The organism is Rheinheimera sp. (assembly GCF_036568245.1).
Lineage (GTDB): Bacteria > Pseudomonadota > Gammaproteobacteria > Enterobacterales > Alteromonadaceae > Alishewanella.
The window spans coordinates 1-3733 of sequence record NZ_DATCSY010000069.1 but is presented as its reverse complement, the minus strand read 5'-3'; the positions used below and the strand labels follow the sequence as shown (position 1 = coordinate 3733).

At 52.8% G+C, this 3733-nt stretch carries 4 protein-coding genes; all 4 read left to right on the top strand.

Going from position 1 to position 3733, the window contains the following annotated elements; all coding sequences use genetic code 11:
- A partial coding sequence (locus VIN66_RS03095; RefSeq protein ID WP_331922624.1) for a hypothetical protein occupies window positions 1-235 on the top strand: 235 nt, incomplete at its 5' end.
- A 141-nt stretch (window positions 236-376) separates the two neighbouring features.
- Window positions 377-2173, top strand: a complete 1797-nt coding sequence (locus tag VIN66_RS03090; RefSeq protein WP_331922623.1) for a GMC family oxidoreductase — start codon at window positions 377-379, stop codon at window positions 2171-2173.
- 1 nt (window position 2174) lies between these two features.
- Window positions 2175-2834 carry a gluconate 2-dehydrogenase subunit 3 family protein gene (locus VIN66_RS03085; RefSeq protein WP_331922622.1) on the top strand — a complete coding sequence of 220 codons (660 nt, stop codon included), beginning with the start codon at window positions 2175-2177 and terminating at the stop codon, window positions 2832-2834.
- Between the two features lie 137 nt (window positions 2835-2971).
- Window positions 2972-3733 (top strand): TonB-dependent receptor plug domain-containing protein (locus VIN66_RS03080; RefSeq protein ID WP_331922621.1); only part of this gene is annotated, 762 nt, incomplete at its 3' end.

The following is a 3733-nucleotide window of genomic DNA, read 5'->3' as shown; positions in this document are numbered from 1 at the left end:
GGGCATGCAATTGCTGCTGCCCTATGCCAAAGGGGTCAGTGCAAAGAGTTATGCGTTTGATGCCTCAGGTGCTGAAACCAGTATCGATTATCAGCGCATGTGGCAGCTGATCCAGGCATCAGGCTATCAGGGCTATATCGGTATCGAGTACGAAGGTCAGAATGCTGACGAAGATGCCGGTATCCGGGCTACCAGAGATTTATTGCTGGCTGTCGCCAGCCATGCCGGACGTTAAGACTGACCTGAACGTCCGGTATTTTTAGCTTTTAAGTGTAACCGGTTACATGTGTAACCGGAACACACCGCAATGCCGCCAAGGCAAAAATATTATAACAAAGCACATTATCGCAAAGTGTGCAGACGAGGAGAGCGCAAGATGTCAGAACCGTCCGGACAACAGGAATATGATGTAATAGTGGTCGGCTCGGGGGCCGGTGGTGGTATGTCGGCATTGATACTCAGCATTGCCGGTTTAAAGGTATTGATGTTAGAAGCCGGCCGTCATTACGACCCGGTAACTGAAACACCGATGTTTAATCTGCCAAAAGAAGCACCGCTGCGTGGCGCCAGCACGCCGGATAAACCCTTCGGCTTTTATGACGCTACCATTGACGGTGGCTGGCAAGTCCCGGGTGAGCCTTATACCCAGGCCAGCCGTGAGCCACAGCAGCGTTTTGACTGGTGGCGCGCCCGCATGCTTGGCGGGCGTACCAACCACTGGGGCCGTATTTCACTGCGCAACGGCGAGTATGATTTTAAACCCTACAGCCGCGATGGGTTAGGGCTTGACTGGCCGATAAGCTATGCCGACTTAGCGCCTTATTACGATAAAACTGAAATGTTAATTGGGGTATACGGTGAAACCGGCCATGGCCTGGAAAACACACCGGACTCGCCAGAGGGCATTTTACAACCGGCACCCAAACCTCGCGCTTATGAGCTGCTGGCAAAAAAATCCTGTGACGAGCTGAATATTCCGGTGATCCCGGCGCACCTGGCCATTTTGAGTCAGCGCCAGGATCATACCCGGCTGCCGGCGAAGTTGTTTCCAAACAGTGCGTTGGGACAAAAAGTAGTTGCTGATTCTATGCAATCCCGCGCGGCCTGTTTTTGGGCGACGCCTTGTGGCCGTGGCTGTTCGATTAAGGCCAATTTTCAGTCAACCACAGTGTTAATTCCGCCAGCACTGGCCACCGGCAACCTGACCATTATCACTGATGCCATGGTACGTGAGGTTACGCTAAACAAAGCCGGTAAGGCTGACGGTGTAATTTATATCGACAAAAACAGCCGTCAGGAAGTGAAAGTAAAAGGCCGTGCCATCGTTGTCGCGGCCAGTGCAGCTGAAACCGCGCGGATTTTCCTTAATTCACGCAGCCCGCTGTTCCCCGACGGTATCGCCAACAGTTCAGGCCTGGTTGGCAAATACCTGATGGACACTGTCGGTGCAGGCGTTAGTGGCCAGATCCCGGCGCTGGAAAACCTGCCACCGATGAATGAAGACGGCTCATCCGGTATGCATTTGTATCAGCCGTGGTGGCTATATAAGCAACAAAAGGCTGGCAAGCTGAATTTTGCCCGTGGCTATCATATTGAAATGAGCGGTGGCCGGGGTATGCCGGGCGCGGGTGCGTTTGGTGGGCTGCAGAGCTTTACTGAAGGCGCATACGGCGCCGACTTTAAGCAGGCATGCCGGCGTTACTACGGTACCTTTGTGCATTTTGCCGGTCGCGGTGAAATGATCCCAAATGAAAACAGCTATGCCGAACTGGACCCTACTGTTGTCGATCAGTGGGGGATACCTGTGCTGAAGTTTCACTGGCAGTGGTCAGAGCATGAGATCAATCAGGCCGCGCATATGCATAAAACCTTCGCTGACATTATCACCGGTATGGGCGGCAAGGTAACCAGCAATATCGAAACTGATGGTCGTCAGGCAATCGCCAGTGGCGGTTCTATTATCCATGAAGTTGGCGGCACCATTATGGGTGCAGACCGCAGAAAATCAGTGCTGAACCAGCATTGCCAGGCCTGGGATGTGCCCAACCTGTTTGTGGCGGACGGCGCGCCTTTTGCGTCCAATGCCGATAAAAACCCTACCCTGACTATTCTGGCGCTGGCCTGGCGCACCAGTGATTACATTGTTGAGCAGTTCAAGCAAAGGAATATTTAACATGGCACACGACAAACAAACCCAGATCACTAATGTTAAACGCCGTGATGCATTAAAGCTGCTGGCAACGGCGGCTGTCGCTATGCCGGTAATGAGCATGGCAAGCCATGCTGCTGCGGTAACAGCGAAAACCAAAGGCGCCGAACTGATTTACCGGCCAACTGACCCTGACATGTTAAAGCCAATTGTGCCCTGGTCGATGACGCTGACCCAGGCCGAGCTGGATGATTTAGCGATACTGGCTGACATCATTATTCCGGCTGATGCGCAGTCGCCCTCAGCTGCCAGTCTTGGTGCCCAGCACTTTATCAATGAATGGGTTAGCGCACCTTACCCGCAGCAGAAAGCCGATTTGGTGCTGGTACGCGGCGGGCTGGTCTGGTTAAACGCCGAAGCGAAAAAGCGTTTTGACAAAGCCTTTGCAAAGCTAAGTGCCGACCAGCAGCGACAAATTTGTGACGACATCTGTTTTGAACCCAAAGCAGCCGCCCACTTAAAACACGGTGCGCGCTTTTTTGCCAAAGTGCGCGACTTAACGGCTACCGCGTTCTACACCACTGAACCCGGTATGGCCGACATTGGCTATATCGGCAATAAACCGATGCCCAGTTTTGACGGGCCCTCTGACGAGGTGCTGCGCAAGCTGAAGCTAAAAAGTTAAACCAGGCCCTCGGTATTCAGAGGGCTACTCAATCTGACACAAGTGATAGAAGACAGGGTTCTGATTGCGTTTAGGCAGTAAGAGAAACTCATTGCTCAGAACAATAGTTAAAACTAAAAAAATGAGAGCAACACACTATGTACAGTAAAAACAGGTACGACAAAACGGGGAATACCATGCAGCCGGTCAGGCTGCACAAACACCGCTTGGCACAGGCAGTAAGCCTGAGCCTGCTGTTAACTGCCGGTAGCAACATGGTGCTGGCGCAGGAAGCTGAACCAGCTGTTGAGGCTAAAGCAGAAGCCGAAGTTGAAGTGGTGCAGGTACGGGGGATCCGCGCCAGTATGGCGGAGAATATGGCGATAAAGCGCTTGTCCAGCGCAGTAGTGGATGCGATTACAGCCGAGGACATCGGTAAGTTTCCGGATAAAAACGTTGCTGATTCATTGCAGCGCGTGCCAGGGGTTGTGATCCAGCGCGATGGCGGTGAGGGCTCAACAGTCAGTATCCGCGGCTTATCGTCCGATCTGACCTTTACTCAGTTAAACGGTAACTTTATTGCGTCTTCACCGGGCGAGCCGTCACGTTCCTTTGATTACACCTTGCTGCCATCGGCGATGATCCAGACCGTTGAAGTGTTTAAATCACCGGAGGCCAGGCTTGATGCCGGTGGAGTCGGCGGCACTGTACTGCTGCACACACGTAAGCCATTCGATATGGATGCTAATTCCGGCGTGCTGAACATTGAATCGACCTATGCGGACGTCACTGACAAGTATGAGCCGCAGTTCACCGGCGTGTATTCATGGAAAAACGACGCTGAAAGCCTGGGGTTATTGGTGGGCTATACCCGGCAAAACCGTACCAGCCGGGTGTTATCAGGCGGAACTAATTCAAGT